The organism is Nonomuraea sp. NPDC046570, assembly GCF_040645915.1.
Lineage (GTDB): Bacteria > Actinomycetota > Actinomycetes > Streptosporangiales > Streptosporangiaceae > Nonomuraea.
In genome coordinates this window covers 1-21047 of sequence record NZ_JBEYZF010000040.1, presented here as the reverse complement: position 1 = coordinate 21047, position 21047 = coordinate 1, and the positions used below count along the sequence as shown (strand labels likewise).

At 72.7% G+C, this 21047-nt stretch carries 22 protein-coding genes and 1 tRNA gene; 7 read left to right on the top strand and 16 right to left on the bottom strand.

All coding sequences use genetic code 11. The annotated features are described in order from the left end of the window. Positions 1 to 28: 28 nt before the first annotated feature. The 9 genes from ABZ911_RS37040 to ABZ911_RS37000 all read right to left on the bottom strand — a co-directional run bounded on the left by ABZ911_RS37040 (position 29) and on the right by ABZ911_RS37000 (position 8205). Positions 29 to 631 (bottom strand): GH25 family lysozyme, encoded by a 603-nt coding sequence (locus tag ABZ911_RS37040; RefSeq protein WP_358067183.1) that lies wholly within the window; start codon positions 629 to 631, stop codon positions 29 to 31. A 63-nt stretch (positions 632 to 694) separates the two neighbouring features. Beyond that, positions 695 to 1585 carry a TIGR03564 family F420-dependent LLM class oxidoreductase gene (locus ABZ911_RS37035; RefSeq protein ID WP_358067180.1) on the bottom strand — a complete coding sequence of 297 codons (891 nt, stop codon included), beginning with the start codon at positions 1583 to 1585 and terminating at the stop codon, positions 695 to 697. Positions 1586 to 1660: 75 nt separating this feature from the next. Next, positions 1661 to 2533 (bottom strand): ABC transporter substrate-binding protein, encoded by an 873-nt coding sequence (locus tag ABZ911_RS37030; protein ID WP_358067177.1) that lies wholly within the window; start codon positions 2531 to 2533, stop codon positions 1661 to 1663. Then, positions 2530 to 3657 (bottom strand): LLM class flavin-dependent oxidoreductase, encoded by a 1128-nt coding sequence (locus tag ABZ911_RS37025; protein ID WP_358067174.1) that lies wholly within the window; start codon positions 3655 to 3657, stop codon positions 2530 to 2532. Before ABZ911_RS37025 ends, ABZ911_RS37030 begins: the two co-directional genes overlap by 4 nt. After that, complete coding sequence (locus ABZ911_RS37020; protein ID WP_358067171.1) at positions 3647 to 4564, bottom strand: LLM class flavin-dependent oxidoreductase; 918 nt, start codon at positions 4562 to 4564, stop codon at positions 3647 to 3649. Before ABZ911_RS37020 ends, ABZ911_RS37025 begins: the two co-directional genes overlap by 11 nt. Continuing rightward, positions 4564 to 5571, bottom strand: a complete 1008-nt coding sequence (locus ABZ911_RS37015) for an ABC transporter substrate-binding protein (RefSeq protein ID WP_358067168.1) — start codon at positions 5569 to 5571, stop codon at positions 4564 to 4566. The genes ABZ911_RS37020 and ABZ911_RS37015 overlap by 1 nt, the downstream gene beginning before the upstream one ends. After that, positions 5568 to 6299, bottom strand: coding sequence for an ABC transporter ATP-binding protein (locus tag ABZ911_RS37010; RefSeq protein WP_358067165.1), 732 nt, complete (start codon positions 6297 to 6299; stop codon positions 5568 to 5570). Before ABZ911_RS37010 ends, ABZ911_RS37015 begins: the two co-directional genes overlap by 4 nt. After that, positions 6296 to 7204 (bottom strand): ABC transporter permease, encoded by a 909-nt coding sequence (locus tag ABZ911_RS37005; protein ID WP_358067162.1) that lies wholly within the window; start codon positions 7202 to 7204, stop codon positions 6296 to 6298. Before ABZ911_RS37005 ends, ABZ911_RS37010 begins: the two co-directional genes overlap by 4 nt. Further along, positions 7201 to 8205, bottom strand: a complete 1005-nt coding sequence (locus ABZ911_RS37000; protein ID WP_358067159.1) for an ABC transporter substrate-binding protein — start codon at positions 8203 to 8205, stop codon at positions 7201 to 7203. Before ABZ911_RS37000 ends, ABZ911_RS37005 begins: the two co-directional genes overlap by 4 nt. A 59-nt stretch (positions 8206 to 8264) precedes the next feature. Here ABZ911_RS37000 and pgm point away from each other — a divergent pair, with 59 nt between their 5' ends. Then, entirely contained in the window at positions 8265 to 9872 is a 1608-nt protein-coding gene (pgm, locus tag ABZ911_RS36995) for a phosphoglucomutase (alpha-D-glucose-1,6-bisphosphate-dependent) (protein WP_358067156.1), read from the top strand. Between the two features lie 18 nt (positions 9873 to 9890). Here pgm and ABZ911_RS36990 read toward each other — a convergent pair whose 3' ends face one another. Next, a complete protein-coding gene (locus ABZ911_RS36990) occupies positions 9891 to 10616 on the bottom strand; it encodes a DUF2786 domain-containing protein (RefSeq protein WP_358067153.1) in 726 nt (241 codons plus the stop codon). A gap of 24 nt (positions 10617 to 10640) precedes the next feature. Next, on the bottom strand, positions 10641 to 11894 hold the full coding sequence (locus ABZ911_RS36985) for a hypothetical protein (RefSeq protein WP_358067151.1): 1254 nt from the start codon (positions 11892 to 11894) through the stop codon (positions 10641 to 10643). A gap of 319 nt (positions 11895 to 12213) precedes the next feature. Here ABZ911_RS36985 and ABZ911_RS36980 point away from each other — a divergent pair, with 319 nt between their 5' ends. The 3 genes from ABZ911_RS36980 to ABZ911_RS36970 all read left to right on the top strand — a co-directional run bounded on the left by ABZ911_RS36980 (position 12214) and on the right by ABZ911_RS36970 (position 15237). Continuing rightward, positions 12214 to 13389, top strand: a complete 1176-nt coding sequence (locus tag ABZ911_RS36980) for a cytochrome P450 (protein ID WP_358067148.1) — start codon at positions 12214 to 12216, stop codon at positions 13387 to 13389. Positions 13390 to 13457: 68 nt separating this feature from the next. Continuing rightward, positions 13458 to 14195 carry an HAD family hydrolase gene (locus ABZ911_RS36975; protein ID WP_358067145.1) on the top strand — a complete coding sequence of 246 codons (738 nt, stop codon included), beginning with the start codon at positions 13458 to 13460 and terminating at the stop codon, positions 14193 to 14195. A gap of 64 nt (positions 14196 to 14259) precedes the next feature. Beyond that, positions 14260 to 15237 (top strand): aldo/keto reductase, encoded by a 978-nt coding sequence (locus tag ABZ911_RS36970; protein ID WP_358067143.1) that lies wholly within the window; start codon positions 14260 to 14262, stop codon positions 15235 to 15237. 11 nt (positions 15238 to 15248) lie between these two features. On the opposite strand, the gene ABZ911_RS36965 is transcribed toward ABZ911_RS36970, so the two are convergent. Beyond that, positions 15249 to 15437: a hypothetical protein gene (locus ABZ911_RS36965; protein ID WP_358067140.1), complete on the bottom strand. Its 189-nt coding sequence runs from the start codon at positions 15435 to 15437 to the stop codon at positions 15249 to 15251. Between the two features lie 38 nt (positions 15438 to 15475). Then, a complete protein-coding gene (locus tag ABZ911_RS36960; protein WP_358067138.1) occupies positions 15476 to 16078 on the bottom strand; it encodes a carboxymuconolactone decarboxylase family protein in 603 nt (200 codons plus the stop codon). A 144-nt stretch (positions 16079 to 16222) separates the two neighbouring features. On the opposite strand from ABZ911_RS36960, the gene ABZ911_RS36955 reads away from it, so the two are divergent. Then, positions 16223 to 16399: a hypothetical protein gene (locus ABZ911_RS36955; protein WP_358067135.1), complete on the top strand. Its 177-nt coding sequence runs from the start codon at positions 16223 to 16225 to the stop codon at positions 16397 to 16399. Here the strand turns inward: ABZ911_RS36955 and ABZ911_RS36950 are convergent. After that, complete coding sequence (locus tag ABZ911_RS36950; protein WP_358067132.1) at positions 16396 to 17160, bottom strand: GntR family transcriptional regulator; 765 nt, start codon at positions 17158 to 17160, stop codon at positions 16396 to 16398. The genes ABZ911_RS36955 and ABZ911_RS36950 overlap by 4 nt on opposite strands. Positions 17161 to 17327: 167 nt before the next feature. On the opposite strand from ABZ911_RS36950, the gene ABZ911_RS36945 reads away from it, so the two are divergent. Together ABZ911_RS36945 and ABZ911_RS36940 are read left to right on the top strand one after the other, a co-directional pair. Further along, positions 17328 to 18689, top strand: a complete 1362-nt coding sequence (locus ABZ911_RS36945) for a carbohydrate-binding protein (protein ID WP_358067129.1) — start codon at positions 17328 to 17330, stop codon at positions 18687 to 18689. A 59-nt stretch (positions 18690 to 18748) separates the two neighbouring features. Continuing rightward, on the top strand, positions 18749 to 18925 hold the full coding sequence (locus ABZ911_RS36940) for a hypothetical protein (RefSeq protein WP_358067126.1): 177 nt from the start codon (positions 18749 to 18751) through the stop codon (positions 18923 to 18925). Here ABZ911_RS36940 and ABZ911_RS36935 read toward each other — a convergent pair. Continuing rightward, a complete protein-coding gene (locus tag ABZ911_RS36935; protein WP_358067123.1) occupies positions 18920 to 20593 on the bottom strand; it encodes a TROVE domain-containing protein in 1674 nt (557 codons plus the stop codon). The genes ABZ911_RS36940 and ABZ911_RS36935 overlap by 6 nt on opposite strands. 157 nt (positions 20594 to 20750) lie before the next feature. Further along, a tRNA-Arg gene (locus tag ABZ911_RS36930) sits at positions 20751 to 20824 on the bottom strand. Positions 20825 to 21047: the final 223 nt, after the last annotated feature.

Sequence of the window (21047 nt, the reverse complement as noted above, 5' to 3'; positions counted from 1 at the left end):
ATAGTGCGTTCGATGGTGAACACCGATGCTATCGCGGGTCGTACCCCAGCCTGGTCAGCTGCTCCCGGCTGCCGTGGAACACGTTGCGGTCCAGCGGCGCGTTGTCGTACTGGTGGATGGTCCAGCCGCGCCACGGTCCCGGCACCACGGGGTCGCCCTGCGGTTTGGCCGGGGAGGCGATCCAGAGGGGGTAGTCGCCCAGGCCCGCGCAGTTGCCCGCGCGGGCGAACGACTGGAAGGTGTAGACGAAGGGCCTGACGCCCTGCCGTTCGACGTACCGGCACCAGCGGCGGGCGAACCTGGCCACGAACTCGGGCCGCAGCCCGTCGCTGGTCTCCAGGTCGAGCGCGATCAGGTCGCCCCTGCGCAGCCCGCCTGCGGCCCTGATGGTGTGCAGGAAGTGCCGCGCCTGCTCGACGGGGTCGCCCTTGGGCCGGGCGAAGTGGTAGGCGCCGCACACCATCCAGCTCTCGCGCATGCAGCGCCAGTTGCGGGGGAACCACTTGTCGGTCCAGTCGACGCCCTCGGTGGCCTTGGCGAAGCCGAAGGCCACGCCCGAACCGGCGTGCTCGTCCCAGTCCACCGGCCCCTGCCAGTTGGACACGTCTATGCCGTACAGCACGCGTTTCACCCTGCCAGAGTGTATGGAGAGGCCCGCGCTTCCCCCACCCGGCACGCCGCGACCGGGGGCCGGTCAGCGGGGCAGCAGGTCCTTCAGCAGGGCGCGGGTGCGCTCGCGGGAGCCGTACTCGGCGGCGACGAAGTCGGTGACCCCGTGGGCGGCCAGCGCCTCGATCTGCTCGCGCACGTCGTCCTCGGTGCCGACGAGGGCCACGTCGCCGGGGCCCGCGGCGCCCTCCCTGTCGAGCATCGCGCGGTAGGAGGGCAGCGTGCCGTACACGGCGAAGACCTCGTTGGCGCGGGTTCTGGCGGCGGCGGGGTCGTCGGTGACGCAGACGGGCAGCGCGCACACGATCCGCGGGGCGTCGCGTCCGGCCTCCTCGGCGGCGGCGGTGACGGCGGGGGCGACGTGGTCGCGGACGGTTTTGGGGCCGGTCATCCAGAGCACGGTGCCGTCGGCGACGGCGCCCGCGAGTCTGAGCATGCGGGGGGCCAGCGCGGCGATGAGCACGGGCAGGGTGCCGGTACGGGGGGTGGACAGGGCGAGGTTGGCGGTGAGCGTCTCGCCCCGGTACTTGACCCGTCCGTCTCTGACCAGGGGAAGGAGGATGTCCAGGTACTCCTTCATGTGCCGGGCGGGGCGGTCGAAGCTGTAGCCGTACATCTGCTCGACGACGACCTGATGGGACAGGCCGATGCCGAGCGCGAGGCGTCCGCCGAGCGCGGCGTCGGCGGTGAGGGCCTGCTGGGCCAGCGCGGCGGGGTGGCGCGGGTAGGTGGGCACGACGGCGGTGCCGAGTTCGATGCCGGGGATCTGGCTGCCGACGACGGCGAGCGCGGTCAGCGCGTCGAGCCCGAAGATGTTGGAGGTCCACACCGAGCCGAACCCGTCACCGGCCGCGCCGGCCACGCGCTCGCGCAGGGTGTCGAGGGAATCCGCCTCGAGGAAAAGTCCGACTCGCATGGCAACAGAACTCCATTCTGTTTTTCGCGAGTCTAGCGGCGGAAGGGGCTCTCCGGGATGGGAGAGCCCCTCGGGTCACAGGACGGCGTCCGCCACGGTGATCTTCCGGTCGATCAGCCCGTTGGCGTGGAAGAGGTCGGCGGCGCGCTGCTGCTCGGCGACGAACTCCGGGCTGACCGGGTGCAGCCCGAACGGGCGGCGGCGCAGCGCGTTCTCCCAGTCGTCGACCGATCCGCCGTCGTCGGCCGCGAACAGTTCGGCCGCCTGGCGCGGGTTCTCCTGAATCCAGGCGTCCGACTCCTGCAGGGCGGCGACGATGGCGGCCAGTTCCTCGGGGCGCTCCTGGGCGAAGTCGCGCCGGGTGAACCAGAGCGAGCGGTGGCTGAACAGCCCCTCGGTCTCGACCAGGGTGCGGGTCTGGGACTCCACCCGGCTGAGCGCGGGGTAGGAGCCGACCCAGGCGTCCACCTCGCCGGAGACCAGCAGGTCGGCGGCGTTGACCCCGGTGTCGACCGGCTCGACGTCCCGCCAGCCGAGCCCGGCCTCGTCCAGGGCGAACAGCAGCAGCGTGGTCTGCCACGAGCCGTGCCCGAGGGCGATCCTCCTGCCCTTGAGGTCGGCGACCGACTCCACGGGCGAGTCGGAGCGGACGACGAGCCGCCCGCTCTCGTGCCGCGAGCCGGAGATACCGGCGTACACGATGTCGTGGCCCTTGCCCTGCGCGGTCACCGGGGGCGTGGAGCCGGTGCCGATGAAGTCGTAGCCGCCGTCGAAGAGGTGGTCGCTGTGCACCGAGGGCAGACCGTCGTGCGGCGCGGGCCGCTCTCCCGGGTCGAGCGAGCGCAGGTCCACCCAGGTCACGTCGGGCAGGGTCCGCTCCAGGATGCCCCGGTGCCGCAGTACCCACAGAGAATTGTTGGAAGGGAAGTATCCGACTCGTACGCTCATCGCGCGTGTCCTTTCACTAGGGAGCCGAGCAGGGGCAGCACCTCTTCGCCTACGCGGTAGGCCTCTTCCAGGTGCGGCACCCCCGCGAGGATGAAGGCGTTCACGCCGAGGCCGATCAGTTCGTCCAATCGCTCGGCGACCTGCTCGTAGCTGCCGACCAGCCCGAAGGCGGGCCCGCCGCGCAGCAGGTGGAAGCCGCCCCACACGTTCGGGGTGACCTCCAGGTCGCGGTATCCGTTGACCGGGCCGCGGACGAACGACTGGCTGCGCTGCCAGCCGATCGAGTCGCCGGTGGCGCCGCGCAGCACGGTGGGGTCGATGTTGTCCCAGCCGCGCGCGATCTCCGCCCAGGCCTCCTCCTCGGTCGGCCGGGCCAGCACCTCGACGCGCACCGCGAACTTGGGCGTCCGCTCGCTGTGCGCCCTGACCTGGTCGAACTTGGCGGTCAGGGCGTGGAACGGCTCCAGCCACGACAGGTAGTAGTCCGCGTGCCGACCGGCCGCCGCGATCGCCGCGGGCGAGGACCCGGAGAAGTAGATCTCCGGGAACGGCTGCCGCGCGAGCGGCTCGGGCAGCCGCGCCCCCTCCACCCGGTAGAACCGCCCGTCGAAGCTGTACGGCACCCCGCGCCACACCCCCTTGAGCACGTCCAGGAACTCGGAGGTCCGCGCGTAGCGGTCGTCGTGGTCGACCTTGTCCCCCCACCAGAGCTGGTCGGGCCCGCCGCCTCCGGAGATGATGTTGAACACCGCCCGCCCGCCGGTCGCCCGCTGCAGACTGGCCGTCATCCGCGCCGCCTGCACCGGGTGCAGGAACCCCGGCTGAAAGGCGATCATGAACCGGTAGGTGGAGGTCTCCCGCGCCAGCGTGGCCGCCGTCGCCCACGGATCGTCGGTGTTGGGAAAGGACGGCAGCAGCCCGCCCACGAACCCGGCGCTCTCCGAGGCCCGGGCGACGTCCCCCATGTGCTCGACGTAGCTGTAACCGTCCTGCCGTCCGTCGCGTACCCCGGGGGCGAGCGAGCCCGGCACGACCGGCGCCCACTCCCCCCGGCTGGCCACCCGGCGGCGCAGCGACGGCTGGTCGCCGTGCGTGCCGATGCGCCAGTAGATGTCAACGGACATGTGCGCCCTCCTTGGCCAGCAGCGGCAGCAGATGCTCGCCGAGCCGGTAGGTCTCCTCGATGTACGGCGAGGCGTCCAGCTGGAAGATGGTGACGCCGCGCCCCGCGTACGCCCTGATCTCCTCCGCGACCTGCTCGTAGGAGCCGACGAGCCCGGTGAAGCCGCCCAGCCGGGCCGCGTCCGCCCAGGCCTCCTCGTCGTCCTCGCGGGCCAGCACGGGCAGCCTGATCGCGTAGGCGAGGCCCGGCAGAGCGGCGATGCCCGCCTCCAGGTCGTCGCCCCGCTCGAAGACGTGCACGTCGCCGTGCAGGGCCGACAGCTCCAGCGCCGCGGGCGAGGTGCCGGACAGGTGGACGCGGGGGAAGTCCCGCCCGGCCAGCGGGGCGTCGAAGCCGCCCGCGAGCACCTCGTAGAAGCGTCCCCGGTAGGTGTAGCCGGGTTCCCGCCAGACGCCCTTGGCGACGGTGAGGAACTCCGCGGCCCGCGCGTACCGGTCGGCGCCCTCGTGGAAGTCGCCCTGGGCGCGGGCGACGGCCGGGTCGAGGTCGACGGCGAGCCCCCAGTCGAGCCGGTCGCCGGAGAAGCGCTGCAGGGACGCGCTGATCTTGGCCGCGTACACGGGGGTGGCGATGCCGGGGTGGAACTCGGCCCGCAGGCGCAGCCACCGTGTCTGGCGCAGCAGCGCGGCGGCCACGACCAGCGACTCCTCCCCCTCGGGGTCGAAGGGGGCCACCGCGCCGGTGAAGGCGGCCAGCTCGGCGGCCCTGCCGACCTGGGCGAGGTGGTCGAAGGAGCCGGTGGCGCGCGGATCGGTGACGGAGGCGTGGAAGGGGCGGTGGGAGTCGGGGTGCCAGTCGCCCCGGTGCCGGTCGCCCCGGGTCGGCAGCGTGATGTGGAACTCGGCCATCACACGGTCGCCTTCTGCCAGGCGGCGAGCTGCTCCCTGGCCGCCTCCAGCGGCTCGGGGACCGCCCACCCGCCGAGGTCGATGTCGGCGGCCAGGAAGCCGTGCAGGAGCAGGAAGTCCTTCTGGATGCGGAGCAGGTCGAGCCGTTCGTCCGACAGGTCGGGGCGCAGCGTGGTGTGGAAGCCGTCGCGGTAGGCGGTGGCGACGCCGTCGGCGCCCGAGCGGGTCTCCCTGGCCAGGATGGCGCGCACCTCGGCCAGGTTGGCGGCGGCCCACTCGGCGGCCCGCAGCGTCTGCACCAGGAAGCCGATGACCACGTTGGGGTGCTCGGCCAGCAGGTCCTCGTGCACGGTGATCGGGCGCGGGGTGCCGTTGTTGACCCGGGCCCGCGGGTCGGGGTGGGCGTCCAGGTCGACGGCGACGACGGCGCCGATCTCGGCGGCCTGCTCGGCCGCCCGCGCCCCCTTCACGTAGACGGCGTCCACCTCGCCGCGGGCCAGCTCGGCGATGCCGGGCCACGACCAGGCCACCCCCGAGCCGGTGCGCCCCACCGACGGGTCGGGGTCGGCCGGGACCTCCACCAGGGTCACGTCGTCGAGCGAGAGCCCGGCCTGCGACAGCGCGCCCTTCGCGCCGTGCAGGGCCATCGCGCGGGGGAAGCTCCGCGCCCGCGTCGCCGCCCACGAGGGCAGCGCGATCCGCCTGCCGAGCAGCCCGGCGGCGTCGGTGATGCCGGAGTCGGGCCGGACCAGGATGGACTGCCACTCCTCGATCCAGGTGAGCCCGATCAGCCGGGTGCGCGCCCCCTCCGAGCGGGCCGCCAGCGCGGGCACGTTGCCGCCCTCGCGGAACAGGCCGGGCAGCCCGTGGTCGAAGTGACGCGCGGCCAGCTCGGGCGGCGCGTCCTGCAGGACGCCGATCTCGCCGAGTTCCTGTTCGAGCCAGCCCAGGTTGTGGGCCAGGCCGGAGGCGGTCGGCACCGGGCAGCGGGTGTACCAGAGTTTCACGCGAACACTCCAAGGTGGGAGAGGAACAGGCTGCGGTGGGCGAGGAAGGCGGGGTCGTCGCGGTCGCGGGGATGGGGCAGGTCGAGGCGGCGGTCCACGGCCAGGGCGCCCTCGCGCAGCACGATGACCCGGTCGGCCAGCCGTACGGCCTCGTCGACGTCGTGGGTGACCAGGACGACGGCCGGGCGGTGGCGGGCGCACAGTTCGGCGACCAGTTCCTGCATCTGCAGGCGGGTCAGGGCGTCGAGCGCGGCGAACGGCTCGTCGAGCAGCAGCAGTTCGGGGTCGCGGACGAGTGCCCTGGCCAGCGCCACCCGCTGGGCCTCGCCGCCGGACAGGGTCGAGGGCCAGACCGTGGCGTACCCGTCCAGCCCGACCTCGGCCAGCGCGCGCAGTCCCGCGTCGCGGGCCGAGCGCGGCAGCCCGAGCGTGACGTTGGCGAGCACGCCACGCGCCTGCACGAGCCGGGGTTCCTGATAGACGGTGGTACGGCGGCGCGGCGCGAGCACCTCGCCCGCGTCGGGGAGTTCGAGCCCCGCCAGGATGCGCAGCAGCGTCGTCTTGCCGGTGCCGCTGGGCCCGAGCAGCGCCAGGAACTCCCCCTCGGCGAGGTCGAGGTCGATGCCGCCGAGCACGGACTTGTCCCCGAACGACTTGGCCAGGCCGCGCAGGCGCACGGCGAGTCCTCCGGTGACGCCGCCGCGGCCGGCGGGTTCGATGGTGGTCATCGGGCCGACACCCCCGCGCGCCACGGCATCGCCAGGCGTTCCACGCCCCGGATGGCGAGGTCGATGAGCAGGCCGAGCACGGCGTAGACGACGACGCAGAGGACCATGTAGTCGCTGCGGTAGTACTGCTGGGCGAGCGTGACCAGGTAGCCGATGCCCTCGGTGGCGCCGATCTGCTCGGCGGCGATGAGGCCGGTCAGCGCGACCGACAGGCAGATGCGCAGGGCCATGAGGATGTTCGGCAGCGCGGTCGGGATGATCACCCCGACGGCGAGCCGGGTGCCGCGCAGCCCGAACCCTCTGGCCGCCTCCACGAGCCTGCGGTCCACGCCGCGTACACCGAGGTAGGTGTAGGCGTACATCGGCCCGGCCGAGGCGACGGCGATGAGCACCACCTTGAAGGTCTCCTCGACGCCGAACCAGGAGATGAACAGCGGCACCAGCGCCAGGAACGGCACCGCGCGCTTCATCTGCATGGTCGGGTCGACCAGTTCCTCGCCCAGCGCGGACAGCCCGGCGACGACGCCGAGGAGCAGGCCGATCCCGCCGCCGAGCAGGACCCCGAGACCCGCGCGGCGGGCGGAGGCGAGCAGGTAGTCGCCGAGCTGGCCGGTGGCCAGCAGTTCCCCGAAGGCCCCGGCGACGGCGCCGGGCGAGGCCAGGACGTCGGCGGGGATGGCGCCAGAGTCGGCGCCGTACCACCAGACGGCCAGCAGGAGCAGCGGGACGGAGAGCCTGACCGCGAACGAGATCCCCGGCGGTCGACGGCGCGCCCCCAGGTGGCGGGGCGTCTCCAAGAGCGGCCCGGCTTTCGCGTCGCCGGCGGGCGTCCCGGGGCGGACCGTCACGGGCCCGCCGTCGGGGGTCCGCGTGCTGCCGGCGGGTAGGGTGATGTGTTCGGTCATGTGCCCGCCTTCAGGTCGAAGATGACGTCACTCGGGTCGACGGTGGCGGGCAGCACGCCGTGCTTCTTGAAGATGTCCGCCACGTCCTGGACGTAGCCGCCGTCGGCGGCGGTGGCGGCGCGGGGCGGCAGGGCGAAGCGGGACTTGGCCAGTTCCTCCTGCAGGCGCGGGCCGGACAGGGCGGTCGGTCCCTGGGTGAGGAAGACGTTCTGGAACTTCTCCGGCGCGCTCTTGGCCTCGGTGGTCAGCTCCTGGAGCACCTCCAGGTAGACGCGCACCGCCTCGGGGTGCTCGGTCAGCAGTTCGGTGCGGGCGGCCTGGATGTTGAGGTCCTGGTCGGGCAGGTCATTGCTGTGCACGAGCACTCTGGCGCCCTTGGCGACAACCTCGGGGTAGGCGCGCACGATCGCCCACCAGGCGTCCACCTTGCCGGTGGCGAAGGCGGAGGCGGCCTGGTCGGGGTTGAGGTAGACGCGCTTGACCTGGTCGGGCGCGATCCCGGCACGTTCCAGCGCGAGCAGCAGGAGGTACTCCCCGCGCCCGCCCTTGTTGACCGCGATCTGTTTGCCGACCAGCTCCTTGACGTCCTTGACCGGACTCTCCGCGGGCACGACCAGCCCGTCGGTCCTGGGCGCGGCCGGATCGGTCACCCGGTCGGTGATGGAGAAGATCTTGATGTCCCTGCCGTTGGCCAGGTAGCCGAGCGCGGGCGAGATCGCCCCTTCGAGTACGTTGACCGAGCCGGACCTGACCGCGTCGATGGTCGCGGTGAAGGAGGCGTAGGTGCCACCCCACTCGACCTTCGCGCCCACGGCGGCCAGCCGCTTCTCCAGCAGTCCGGTCTTCTTGGCGTACGCCAGCGGCCCTGCGTTCCCCGGATCCTTGATCTTGAGTACGGCACCGCCCGCGCCCGCCTCGGCCGTGGAGGAACAGGCGGCGGACAGGGCGCAGATGGACAGCGCCGCGGCCGCAACCGCGAGACGCGTCAGGCGAGAGGTCATATTCCCTATAATTCAGGTAGGTTTAGTCCGAGTCAAGTCGGCTGAGTAAGGTTGGCCGCATGACCCATGAGCGCGCCGGGCAGCCCGCCCAGCCTTCTGACCTGGTAAACGTGGCCCGCCTGGTGACCGCCTACCACGCGCTGCACCCGGATCCCGAGGACCCGGCCCAGCGGGTGACCTTCGGCACCTCGGGCCACCGCGGCTCCGCCTTCGACCGCGCTTTCAACGAGGACCACATCCTGGCCACCAGCCAGGCCATCGTGGAGTACCGCGCGGCGCAGGGCGTACGCGGGCCGCTGTTCCTCGGCGCCGACACGCACGCGCTGTCGGAGCCCGCGAAGGTGTCGGCGCTGGAGGTGTTCGCCGCCAACGGCGTCACCGTGATGATCGACAGCCGCGACGGCTACACGCCGACGCCCGCGGTCTCGCACGCGATCCTGACCCACCCGGGCTCCGACGGCGTCGTGGTGACGCCCTCGCACAACCCGCCGCGCGACGGCGGCTTCAAGTACAACCCGCCCAACGGCGGACCCGCCGACACCGCGGCCACCTCCTGGATCCAGGACCGCGCGAACGCGCTGATCGCGGGCGGCCTGAAAGAGGTCAGGCGCGCCCCCTACAGCCCCTCGCTCGGCGAGCGCTATGACTTCCTCGGCCGGTACGTCGACGACCTGCCCGAGGTCGTCGACCTCGACGCGATCCGCGCGGCCGGAGTGCGCATCGGGGCCGACCCACTCGGCGGGGCGAGCGTCGCCTACTGGGGCGAGATCGCCGAGCGGCACCGACTCGACCTGACCGTGGTGAACCCGGAGGTCGACCCGACGTGGCGGTTCATGACGCTGGACTGGGACGGCAAGATCCGCATGGACTGCTCGTCGCCGTACGCGATGGCCTCGCTGATCGCCAACCGGGACCGGTTCGACGTGTCCACCGGCAACGACGCCGACGCCGACCGGCACGGCATCGTCACGCCGGACGGCGGGCTGATGAACCCCAACCACTACCTGGCCGTGGCGATCACCTACCTGTACACCCACCGCGACGGCTGGTCGCCCGCGGCGGGGGTCGGCAAGACGATGGTCAGCAGCGGCATGATCGACCGGGTGGCCGAGTCGCTGGGGCGGCGGCTGTACGAGGTGCCGGTCGGGTTCAAGTGGTTCGTGCCGGGGCTGCTGGACGGGTCGCTGGGCTTCGGCGGCGAGGAGAGCGCGGGCGCCTCGTTCCTGCGCCGCGACGGCTCGCCGTGGAGCACCGACAAGGACGGGCTGATCATGGCGCTGCTCGCCGCGGAGATCCTGGCGGTCACCGGGAGGTCGCCGAGCGAGCACTACGCGGCGCTGACCGGCCGCTTCGGCGACCCCGCCTACGCGCGCGTCGACGCGCCCGCCACCCGCGAGGAGAAGGCGGTGCTGGCCAGGCTGTCGGCCGAGCAGGTCACGGCCGGTGAGCTGGCCGGGGAGCCGATCACCTCGGTGCTCACCGCGGCGCCGGGCAACGGCGCGCCACTCGGCGGGGTGAAGGTCTCCACCGGCAGCGCCTGGTTCGCGGCCCGCCCCTCCGGGACCGAGGACGTCTACAAGATCTACGCCGAGTCGTTCAAGGGCCCCGAGCACCTGGTCCGGGTGCAGGAGGAGGCCCGCGCGGTGGTGTCGGCCGCGCTGAGCTGAGGGCGCGAGCTCAGCGGGTCACACGGAAGGCAGGCTGTGGGCCGGGCCGGTGGTCATGCCGGTGCGGCCCAGGTCGGCGGCGCTGCCCGCCGCACGGCCGTCGCGGTAGCCGTCGCCGGTCATCCTCGGCACCGTCCTGCGGATGCGCGGGTAGATCTCGGCGACCGCCCGCTCCACCTCGGCCCCGCGATCGGCCAGCACCAGCTCGGCGCCCGGCACGGCCGACTCGCCGGCGGCGCGGGCCTCGGCCGCCGACAGCAGGCGGTGCACCTCGTCGGTGAAGCCGAGCAGCCACGACCTGCGGTAGGCGCGCACACCGGTGGCGCGCGGCGGCAGCCGTACCCGGGCCAGGCCTGAGGCCATCTGCAGGAGCAGGGAGGTGGCCAGCAGGTCGGCGCGCTCCAGGTCGGCCCGGAAGCCGAAGACGTGCACGCGCTGGCCGCCGTCGCCCCGGCCGATCAGCACCGGACGGCAGCGTACGGCCTGCGCGACCAGGTAGATCAGCCGGGCCTTCTCCCTGGCCCACGGGTCCCCGACGGTGACCACGCGGTCGCCGGGGACCTGCCGGCCGGCCGTACCCTCGCCTAGGGTGGCCTGCTCGATGCCGTACTTGGCCATGAGCGCGCTCGCCGCCGCCATGAACGTGGCCCGCTCGTGCTCGTTGTCGGTGCCCTCGGCCTTGGCCAGCAGCTTGCGCACGCGCTCCAGCGTGCGCCCCACGCTCGCGTCGGCAGGCGGCTTCATGGCGCCCACCGTACCGAAGCGGGCTCAGGAGGTGGTCAGGACCCGCTCGGCCTCGGTGATGACGGGGAAGGCGCCGGTGTCGATGATGCCGTGCTCCTGGTACATCGCCTCGATCAGCGCGTGCGCCTGCGGCTCCAGCTTCCACAGGGCGCGGTACTCGCGGGCGGTGGCCAGCGAGATGCCGATCTCCTGGGCGATGTCCACGGTGCGCGGCACGATCTTCTTGGCGATCTGCCGGTCCCAGTACTCCCGGGCGGCGCGCATCAGCGCGGCACGCTGGGCGGTGTCGACGACCTGCGGGGTGGTGTCCAGCACCTCGACGTCCTCGTCCTCGTCCCGGACCAGCTCGGCCACGCCGGGCGACAGTGCCGGACGGACCGCGCGCGGGCGAGGGGCGGGCGGCTCGGGCTCGGGGTCGCGCGCCCACGGCACGCGCGGGTCGGCGTCGATGAGCGCGGAGGTGTTGTAGAGGGCGCCGATCTGCTGCAGCAGCGCCTCCTGCCGGACGGGGTCGACGGCCAGGCCGGTGTGCTCGACCGCCTGATCCATCGCGCGGTCCAGCCTGGCCAGCGCGACGCGCAGCTTCCGGTCGGAGGCGCCCTGCTCGCGCAGCGCGCGGGCGCGCTTGGCGGCCAGCGCCACGCGGGTCAGCCTACGATGCGCGTCGACCTCGCTGGCCGTTCGGTCGCTCGCCTCGGCGAGACCCACCCTGACCATCATCCGCTCGGGGGTGAGCCGCCAGTTGATGCGGCTGGTGCCGCGGATGCGGTGCCGCTCGATGGCCATGCCGCGCTCCCACAGCCAGGCGGCGACCAGCGGGGCGGCGAGCCTGAAGATGGCCTCGGCGAGGCTGCGCGCGTCCATGCTGGACAGCACGGCGGTCAGCACCGTCAGCGCCCACACCGCGATGCCGTCGATGCCGGCCGAGAAGTTCTCCCGCATGTTGCGGCGGGCGCGGACGGCCGAGGTGATGATGGCGACCTCGATGAAGGCGAACAGCAGCAGCCGGAGCGGGCCGTCGAGGCCGAGCACGTCCCCGGAGAAGCGCCACATGCCCTGCGCGGACACACCGGTGGCGATGGAGGCGGCCACTATCGTCAGGATGTCCTCGGCCGGCCGCGGGGCGATGACACGGTGGTAGAACCCCGCGCCCGCCTTGAGGGCGACGCGCAGGGCGATGAAGGCGAGCACCAGAGCGATGAGGCCGAGCACGCAGATGAACGCCATGCCGACCGGCTGCTCCGACGCGAAGGTGGCGATTTCCTCAATGGTGGGCATCAGTCACTGTCCGTCAGGGTCGATCTCCGACTGTATATTCGACGAGATCATCGCAGAATGTCGCGTTCTTGTACGCCAAACGGGTGCTCCCGTGCGTGACTGGAGTGACTCTAGAGTGCGGCCGGTGCCACCGACAGGGCGCTTCCCCTTCGCGCACTGTGATCATCGCCACAGCTCATCCGGTCGGCCCCAAGGAGGAGCGGCATTTCCTCCCAGGGGGTCGGGAAAGCGAAGGTTGCGGCCAATACCCTGTATCCCGAAGCGACGCAAGGGTCCGATCCCTTGCGGCCCCCGTGTGCAGCAGGACGATGAGGATCTGATGTCCGAGACAGAGTTTCCGCTCGTGCAGTTCATGCGCGAGCGGTTCGACCCCGTGGCCGAGCTGGCCCGCATCCGGACCGAGCAGCCGGTGTTCCCGATGGAGATCCCCGGCGGGTCGACGGTGTGGCTGGTCACCCGGTACGACGACGTGCGCGCCGTGCTCGGCGACCACGAGCGGTTCAGCAACGACTTCGGCGGCGTGACCGGCCTCGGCTCCACCCAGGAGGACCCGGGCGGCCTCGGCTTCCGCGACCCGCCCGAGCACACCCGGCTGCGCAGGTACCTCACCCCCGAGTTCACCATGCGGCGCCTGCGCAGGCTGGAGCCGCGCATCGAGGCGATCGTGGCCGAGCGCCTGGACGCGATGGAGCGCGGCGGCTCGACCGCCGACCTGGTGGAGGCCTTCGCCCTGCCGATCCCCTCGCTGGTGGTGTGCGAGCTGCTCGGCGTGCCGTACGAGGAGCGGGCCGACTTCCTGCGGCTGAGCACCGACCGGTTCGACTTCAGCGCCGGCCCCGAGGCGTCGCTGCAGGTGATCAACGACTCGATGGCGTTCCTGACCGACCTCGTCGCCGCCGAGCGCAAGGAGCCCGGGGACGGGCTGCTGGGCACGCTGCTGCGCGACCACGGCGACGACATCTCCGACCGGGAGCTGGCCAGCCTCGCCGACGGGCTGCTGACCGGCGGCCACGACACCAGCACCAGCATGCTGGCGCTCGGCACGCTGTGGCTGCTGCAGAACCCCGAGCAGCTCGCGCTGGTCCGCGAGGGCGGCGAGCACGTCGGACGGCTGGTGGAGGAGCTGCTGCGGTACATGACCGTGGTGCAGGTGGCCTTCCCGCGTTTCGCCCGCCACGACCTGGAGCTGGCCGGGCAGCCGATCGCCAAGGGCGAGATGGTGCTGTGCTCGCTGAGCGCGGCCAACCGCGACCCGGCACTGGGCGCGGACATGGAGCGGGCCGTCCCGAGCCGGGAGGTGGCCTCGCACCTGGCCTTCGGGCACGGCATCCACCGCTGCATCGGCGCTCCGCTGGCGCAGATGGAGATGCGCATCGCCTTCCCGGCGCTGCTGCGCCGCTTCCCCGGGCTGCGGCTGGCCGTGCCGTACGAGGAGGTGCCCTTCAGGCAGCTGTCCATCGTGTACGGGCTGGAGTCGCTGCCGGTCACCTGGTAAGCCTCGTGGCTTCGGGCCTCCCCTCGGCGTAACGTCGGAGTGGTTCCCGACCGAGAGAGGGCGTCAACGTGGCCGCCATCGATCTGACCGTGATCAGTGCCGTCGTCTTCGACGTGGACGGCGTGGTCACCGACACCGCGCGCGTGCACGCGGCGGCGTGGAAGCGGGTGTTCGACCCGTTCCTGAGAGGCCGCGGCTCGGCCCCCTTCGACGTGCGCGACGACTACCTGCGCCATGTCGACGGGCGCCCGCGCCACGACGGGGTGCGCACGTTCCTGGCCTCGCGCGGGATCTCGCTGCCGGAGGGGGACCCCGGGGACGAGCCCGGCGCGGCCACCGTGCACGGCCTCGGCCTGGCCAAGGACCGCATCTTCGTCGAGCAGGTCGGCAGGTACGGCGTGGCCCCCTTCCCCTCGGCGGTCGTACTGCTGCGGGAGCTGCGGCGGCGCGGCTGCCGTACCGCGGCCGTGTCCGCCAGCGTGCACTGCCGCAAGGTGGTGACGGCCGCGGGCGTCCTGCACCTGTTCGACGCGGTGGTGGGCGGCGACGACGCGGCCCGGCTGGGCCTGCCGGGCACGCCCGACCCGGCGCTGCTGCTGGCGGCCGTCAAGCTGCTGGCGGTGCCCCCGGCCAAGGCCGCCGTCTGCTCGGACGCCCTGCCGGGGCTGGAGGCGGCCAGGCGGGGCGGGTTCGGCCTGGTCGTGGCCGTCGACGGGTCCAGGCCGGTGGAGCCCGACGCGGACGTGGTCGTCGCCGGGCTGGCCGATCTGGAGGTCGTCGGCCGGGTGCCGGTCACGGCCGGTTGACGCGGACTTGCGCTGGAGCGCACTCCAGGTGACACCGTCGGGTTCTCCCCCGAAAGGACACGACATGAACACTCGGCAGCTCGGCCGCAGCGGCATCGAGGTCAGCGCGATCGGCTTCGGCGCGTGGGCGATCGGCGGCCCCTTCAGCGCCGACGGCAAGCCCGCGGGCTGGGGCGAGGTCGACGACGACGTCTCGACCGCCGCCATCCACCGCGCCCTCGACCTGGGCGTCACCTTCTTCGACACCGCCGACGTGTACGGCACCGGCCACAGCGAGCGGGTGCTGGGCCGGGCCCTGGCGGGGCGGCGCGACTCGGCGACGATCGCCACCAAGTTCGGCAACACCTACGACGAGGCGACGCGCACGCTGACCGGCACCGACGTCTCGCCCGCCTACATCCGGTCCGCCTGCCAGCGCTCGCTGTCCAGGCTCGGCACCGACCACATCGACCTGTATCAGCTCCACCCCGGCTACATCCCGCTGTCCCAGGTGGACGACATCCTGGCCACGCTAGAATCCCTCGTCGCCGAGGGCCTGATCCGCGCGTACGGCTGGAGCACCGACGACCCCGAGCGGGCCGCCGCGTTCGCCGCCGGACCGCACTGCGCGGCCGTGCAGCACGAGGTCAACCTGCTCAGTGACACTCCCGAGATGCTCGCCCTCTGCGACACTCTCGACCTGGCCAGCGTCAACCGGGGCCCGCTGGCGATGGGGCTGCTGAGCGGCAAGTACGGCTCCGCCTCGGTGCTGCCCGCCGACGACGTGCGCGGCGACTCGCCCGAGTGGATGCGCTACTTCCGCGACGGCCGCCCCGACCCCGGCCACCTGGCCAGGCTGGAGGCCGTGCGGGACGTCCTCACCTCGGGCGGGCGGACCCTCGCCCAGGGGGCGCTCGCCTGGCTGCTGGCCCGCAGCGGCCGGACCGTGCCGATCCCCGGCATCCGGACGCCCGGGCAGGCCGAGGAGAACGCCGCCGTGCTGGCGCGGAGCCCGCTGGACCAGGCGCAGTTGGAGGAGATCGACACGCTGCTGGGGCGCTGACTCCCCTGGTGTCACCGCTTGGTCGAGCGGCCGTGCAGGACGACGCCGACCGCGGCGAATGCGACGGCCGTCACGGTCAGGACCGCGCCCGCGAGGGCCGGGCGCGGGTCGGCGAGCACCAGGGCGGCGACGAACAGCACCCACGCGGCGGCCCAGGTGAGGACGGCGAGCGTGACCCAGCGCCTGACCGATCCGTCCATGCGCTCCAGCTTCCCTGAGTCCTCCCGGCGGATCCGGGTCACCGAGCCGATGCCGCACCCCCCGGGTCGTCCGGGGCGGCGACACGGAACAGCCGCAGTTGCAAGGCGAGGGTCGCGTAGTAGCCGACCAGGGTGGTCAGCTCGAACAGGGCGGGCTCGCCGAGCACGGTCACCGCGCGGGCGTAGGCGTCGTCGTCGAGGTCGCCGTGCTCGGTGAGCGCCCTTGTGACGGCCAGCACCTCGGCCTCGACGGGGTCGGCCAGGTCCAGCGGGTCGCGCCGCCTGAGGGCGCGCAGCTCGTCGCCGGTCAGGCCGATCCGGCGGCCCACCGCCTCGTGGGCGTGCTGCTCGAAGGCGCTGTCCCAGTGCGCGGCCACCACCAGGATGGCGATCTCGCGGGCCCGGTCGGGCAGGCGCGTGCCGTACCGGAGGGTGGCGCCGAGTTCCTGCAGGGCGGTGCCGACGGCGGGGCTCAGCAGCATCGCGTTGAACGGGCCTTCGAGGGCGCCGCCGGCGTCCACCAGGGGGAAAGGGCCGCCCGCGCGCGGGCCTTCGGTGAGGCGGTCGTACAGGGCCCGGGCCTGCGGGTCCAGGCTTGAGGGCGGGCGCCTGTCCAGGCGACCTCGCGGTGAGGTGCTCATCGACGCCAACCTTCTCACACCGACCGCTTGGCCCGGGGGGGTCTTTGCGGGACGATCCTTGCCGCCGGTCGCCGTTACACAGGAACCCTAATGTCTACTCTGACGTTACTCACCCCTTAAGTCCCGTCTCGTAGCCTTCTCATCGTGCGAACGTGGAGGGGACCTGACGGCATCGAGGTGGAGGCGATCGTGCTCGGCGACCGCCCCTGCCTGCGTGTGACAAGACGCGTCGGCGGCGAACGCCTACTCCTGGCGTACTGCGCCGACGTCCGGGACGTGGGGGATCACGTGGATCTGGCGCAACTGGTCGTAGTCGACTAGGACGGGGGGCCGACCTCGAAGACGACGTCGTAGAAGTCGCCCCGGTAGGTGGAGCGGCCCCATTCGACCACGGCGCCGAAGCGGTCCCAGGCGAGGCGGTCCACCAGGAAGGACGGCAGTGCGGGTTCGGCGCCGAGCAGGGCGGCGACCTCGGCGTCCAGGGCGACGGCGGAGACGCGGTGGGTGGCGCGTTCGACCTCGACGTTCCAGTGGGCGCGCAGCGTGTCGTACAGCGACAGGTCGTCGCCGAGCAGGCGGGGCAGGTCGGGGAAGCGGGCGGCGGGCAGGTGGGTGTGCTCGACGGCCATGGGGGTGCCGTCGGCGGTGCGCAGCCGCCGGATCTCGATCACCCGGTCGCCGCTCGCCAGGCCCAGCCGGCCGGCCAGCGCGTCGCCGGCCTGCCGGGTGCGCGCCGACAGGATCCGCGCGCCCGGCGTCATCCCCCTGGCCCGCATCTCCTCGCTGAAGGAGCCCATGGTGGTGCCCTGCCGCAGCTTCGGCTCGCCGACGAAGGTGCCCGCCCCGCTGGAGCGGCGGATCGCGCCCAGCGAGACCAGCTCGTTGACCTTCTGGCGTACGGTCATCCGGGCCACGCCGTAGCGGTCGGCGATCGAGCGTTCGGAGGGGAGCAGGGTTCCCGGCGGCAGGCCGCGCACCATGGTCTCCAGGATCTCCCGGATCTGGTCGCCCTTGCTGCGGTCGGCCTCGAGAGCGTCGGGAAGCACGACGCCGTGGAAACTGTCGTGCGGAGTACGCGCCATGCCTCCGACCCTAGCCGTGTGAAGGTCTGCGGCGTGCCGTACCGGAATCCGTGAGATCCGCCTGGATATCGGCACCATACGATTTTGATGAGGGTAAATCGGTATAACTGCAGCTCATGTCGAGTCGTTACGTTGACGGCACACCCCCCGACATGAGGAGAACCTCGATGCACCGCAAGCACATCGTGGGAGCGAGTGTCGCGCTCGCGCTCACGCTGGCGATTGCCCCTGCCGTCGCGTTAGCCGCAGTGAACGACGACCCGCAGTCCCCCTATGCGCTCGCACAGGAGCAGGCGGCGGCCATCGCCGCCCCCGACCCCAAAGTGATCGAGGCCCTCCAGCGGGACCTCGGCCTCACCTCCGAGCAGGCCTCGGTCCGCCTGGTCAACGAGAGCGCCGCCGCCCAGGTGGAACCGCTGTTCGGCAGCAGGCTCGGCAGCGCCTTCGCCGGGGTCTGGGTGACCGGCCCCACCGCCAGCCTGGTCGTGGCGACGAACGACACCGCCAAGGTGGACGCGATCCGCGAGCTCGGCGGCACCCCCGCGCTCGTCGGCCACTCCCTGGCCGTCCTGGACGCCGCCAAGGCCAAGCTCGACGGGCTCGCCTCCCGGATGCCCAAGTCCGTCCCCGCCTGGTTCGTCGACGTGCGCTCCAACAAGGTCGTGGTGCTCTCCCGCAACCCGGCCCAGGCGCAGGCCTTCCTCGACTCCAGCGGCGTCGACCGCTCCCTCGTGCAGGTCCAGAAGTCCGATGAGCGGCCGCGCGCGCTGCACGACGTCCGCGGCGGCGACGCCTACTACATGGGCAGCGGCGGCCGGTGCTCCGTCGGCTTCCCGGTGACCAAGCCCGGCAGCCAGGGCGGCTTCGTCACCGCCGGCCACTGCGGCACGGCCGGCGTGACCACCCGCGGCTACAACCAGGTCGCGCAGGGGGTGTTCAGGGGTTCCTCCTTCCCCGGCAACGACTACGCCTGGGTCGAGGTCAACAACCAGTGGACGCCCACCCGCTACGTCAACGGCTACAGCCAGGGCCTGATCACCATCACCGGTTCGCAGCAGCAGGTCGTCGGCTCGTCCATCTGCCGCTCCGGCTCGACCACCCAGTACCACTGCGGCGCGATCCAGCAGCACAACACCAGCGTCACCTACAGCCAGGGCACCATCACCGGCGTGACCAGGACCAGCGTCTGCGCCGAGCCCGGTGACTCGGGCGGCTCGTACTTCTCCGGCAACCAGGCCCAGGGCGTCACCTCCGGCGGCTCCGGCACCTGCAGCTCCGGCGGCACGACCTACCACCAGCCGGTCAACGAGATCCTCTCCACCTACGGCCTCTCGCTGGTGAACTCCACCGGGCCCAGCCCCACGAGCTCGCCGACCGGCAGCCCCGGCGGCACCTGGTCCGCCGGCACCGCGTACGCGGCGGGCGCCCAGGTGACCTACGGCGGCTCGACCTACCGCTGCCTCCAGGGTCACACCGCCCAGACCGGCTGGGAGCCCCCGAACGTCCCCGCCCTGTGGCAGCAGATCTGACCTGACCCCAACCCGCGTGCCCCCGGCGACCCGCCTCGCCGGGGGCACCGCTCCGCTCCGTGAGGCTCAGGCGAAGACGTCCTTGGACCGTAGGCGACGGTGAGGCCGACTCCCGTGACGGCCGCCTCCACCGGATCCTCGCCGCCGCCGGGGTCCCGGCCGAGGAGCTGGTCCCCGTCCGCAAGGTGCTGTACGCCTTCGTCTCCGGGTTCCTCTCCGCCGCCCGTCCCCTATGACGCCCGGATGAACCCGTTCACGACGAGCGGCAGCGACGCGTCCAGCCCGGCCACGTTGAGCACTCCGGGGTCCTCCGGGTCGCCGATCGAGTACCCCACGGCGGTCATCGCGGCCACCACCACCCGGGCGTCCGGGTTGACCGCCCGCCGGTAGGCGGCGAGCGCCTGGCTCGGGTGGGAGCGGCCCGCCCACGTCTCGTCGTCGGTGAACACGACGATCCCGTCCACGGCCATCCGCTCCCCGGCCGCCCAGGTGAACGGGAGCGACAGGTCGGTGCCGCCGCCCGAGGGACGCCAGGAGGCGATCTCCCGCAGGTTGGTACGCGGGGTCACCTTCGAGGCGTGGACGGTCGTGTCGACGTCGATGACGTGGACGTTACCCCGCTCGATGCGGGCGAGCATGACGGCCATCGCGCAACCCACCTCGTAGGGGCTGCCGATCGGGGAACCGCCCGCCGTGACGCCGCCGGACCAGCCGCCGCTCATCGAGCCCGACGAGTCGACGGCGACCAGGAGCCGCCTGCCGGACGGCTCGACCCCGCCGAAGGACAGCTCGTACGTCTCCTCCAGCGCGTCCAGGACGGCGGGGACCGGCTGCCAGGTCTGCGCGGCGGCCCGCGGGTTCGGCTGGGAGCGACCGGAGGCGTAGACGCGCATGGCGAGCCAGGCGTCCATCGGGTGGACGCGCGCCCGGATGAGCGCGTCGCGGTCGGTGAGCCTGGCGACGGCCCGCGCGGTGGCCTCCCCCATCGGCTGGAGCGTGCCGATGCGGGTCATCCGCGCCAGGTTGCGGATGAGCGCGGTCGTGCCGACCGTGTCCACCAGCGCGTCCCACACCTTCGGCTCGCGCAGCATCGCGTCCGGCAGGAACTCCCACGGCACCCGCGCCTCGGTCACCACCCGCACCGCCTCGTCGGCGGCCGTGACCGCCTTGGCGGTCAGGAAGCGGTCGACGGCGGGCAGCACGTCGCGGGCCTCGTCGTCGGAGACATTGCCCGCGATCCAGCCGAACAGCGTCCGGCGCCGCTCGTCGTCGGCGACCGGGTGGGCGATGCGCAGCACGTCGCGCAGGGCGAACGACTCGCCCTGCGGGGTCTTCCGCCGGGCCGCCTTGCACGTGCGGAACGCCACGTCGTCGGCGGAGCCGTTCAGGAACCAGGAGCCGAGCGCGGTGCGCAGTGACCTGCCCGCCACCGGCGCGGTGCCGCGGCCGTTCGCCTTGCCGCCCAGGTTCTTGTGGTAGCCGAAGAAGGCGGCCAGGTGATCCGTGGTGCGGGCCACCTTCGGCAGGGCGAGCTTGGCCGCCTGGCGGGTGTCGGCGTCGCCCTTGGCGTACGCGGCGGCGAGCGCGAACAGGGCCGGGCGCTGCTTCGGCGCCCGCGGCGGCCGGGCCGTCGAAACGGCGGTGAGCAGGTCGACCACGCGCGGCCCGTCCTCGGCTATCGCCTGGAACAGCACGTCGGCGTTCTCGGCGGTGAGCTGGTCCTCGCCCGCGTAGTAGGTGCCGCCCGTGGTGCCGAGGATCAGGAAGTCCTCCAGCTTGGTCCACAGATCCTTGTCGAAGACGTAGCCGCCGGCGGCGTTCTCGACCTGGCCGGTGCGGCCGGGGATGGGCCGCGTCTGCGGGGTGGCGATCGCCGAGACGGACGCGAGGGGGTCACGCGCCATCGTTGTGCTCCTTCGTTCGACCCGCCCGGGGGCGGATATGCGAAGGGGAGAGCGGCCTTCGGCCCGCTCTCCCCTGCTCGTCAGCCCTGCCGGTGGCGCGGATATGGGGATACCGACCGGCGTTTGACGTGCTGGGCCGCTACACCACACCACCCGAGGGCGGCGCCGGGATTTGAACCCGGGTCTCCGCTGTCGAAGAGCGATAACCGACCAGATTCGACCCGCGCCACCGGCAGAACCGACGAACTGATCTCCACGTTACAGATCACCGCGACGCCCCGCACCCCAATATGGCGCGAATCATGACATGTCATGAGGCCGTGCGGGGCCCAGCTTCGAGTGGCGGCAGGAGAGGCGCCTCCGCGAATCGCGGAGGCGCCCATCCTGCGGCTCTACGTGCACCTGGCCGACTCCGCCTACACGCCCGAGGCGTGGGGGCTGGCGCTGGGCGTCC